This window comes from Allobosea eneae (genome assembly GCF_042657265.1).
GTDB lineage: Bacteria > Pseudomonadota > Alphaproteobacteria > Rhizobiales > Beijerinckiaceae > Allobosea > Allobosea eneae.
The window spans coordinates 1-1,097 of sequence record NZ_JBHSLW010000103.1 but is presented as its reverse complement, the minus strand read 5'-3'; the positions used below and the strand labels follow the sequence as shown (position 1 = coordinate 1,097).

1 protein-coding gene is annotated in these 1,097 nt (G+C 65.0%); it reads left to right on the top strand.

Going from position 1 to position 1,097, the window contains the following annotated elements; translation table 11 throughout:
* Positions 1-77 precede the first annotated feature (77 nt).
* The coding region (locus ACFPOB_RS29705; protein ID WP_377801778.1) for an IS5 family transposase at positions 78-1,097 on the top strand (1,020 nt) is incomplete at its 3' end.

Below are 1,097 nucleotides of genomic sequence, written 5' to 3'. Positions count from 1 at the left end.
CAGGCTGTTGAAAAACCCGCTCGCCGCAGGGCATTCGGCGTGATTCATTGTCTTCGAAGGGGTTCGGAGATCGGTGCATGCGCGGTGACGACAATCGGACGGGCGAGCTTTTCAGCTACGTCGATCTTGAAGCGCGGGTTCGGCGCGACCATCCGCTGCGGGCGGTCCGGGCGATCGTGAACGAGGCACTCGGCGCGCTGAAAGGCGAGTTTGCGGCGCTCTATTCTCCGATCGGGCGGCCGTCGATCCCGCCGGAGAAGCTGCTGCGGGCGATGCTCCTTCAGGCGCTCTATTCGATCCGCTCGGAGCGGCTCCTGATGGAGCGGCTGGAATACGATCTTCTGTTCCGCTGGTTCGTCGGCATCGGCGTGGACGATCCCGCATGGGACCACTCGACGTTCTCCAAGAACCGCGACAGGCTGCTGGAAGGTGACATCGCCGCGAAGTTCCTGGCAGCTGTTCTGGCCCAGCCCAGGGTCAAGCGGCTCCTGTCGAGCGATCACTTCTCGGTGGATGGGACGTTGATCGAGGCCTGGGCGTCGATGAAGAGCGTCAGGCCGAAAGATGGTCCGGCCGAGCCGCCGGCCGGGGCCGGCGGGCGCAACGCCGAAGCCGATTTCCACGGCCAGAAGCGGAGCAATGACACGCATGCCTCGACGACCGACCCCGACGCGAGGCTTTACAAAAAGGGCAAAGGCAAGGAGGCGAAGCTGTGCTTCATAGGGCATGGTCTGATGGAGAACCGCCATGGCCTTCTGGTCGATGCCTGCCTGACCTTCGCCGACGGACAGGCCGAACGGGTGGCGGCGCTGCACATGATCGAGCCTTTGGCCGATCGGCCCCGGCGGATCACGCTCGGCGCCGACAAGGCTTACGACACGCAGGATTTCGTCAACGAGTTGCGCTCGATGAAGGTGACGCCGCACGTGGCGCGGAACACCAGCGGTCGCCGATCGGCGATCGACAGCCGCACGACCCGGCACGGCGGCTATGCCGCCAGCCAGCGCATCAGGAAGCGCATCGAGGAGGCGTTCGGCTGGATCAAGACGGTTGCCGGGCAGGACAAGACGAAGTTCCGCGGTCGCGACCGTGTCGGA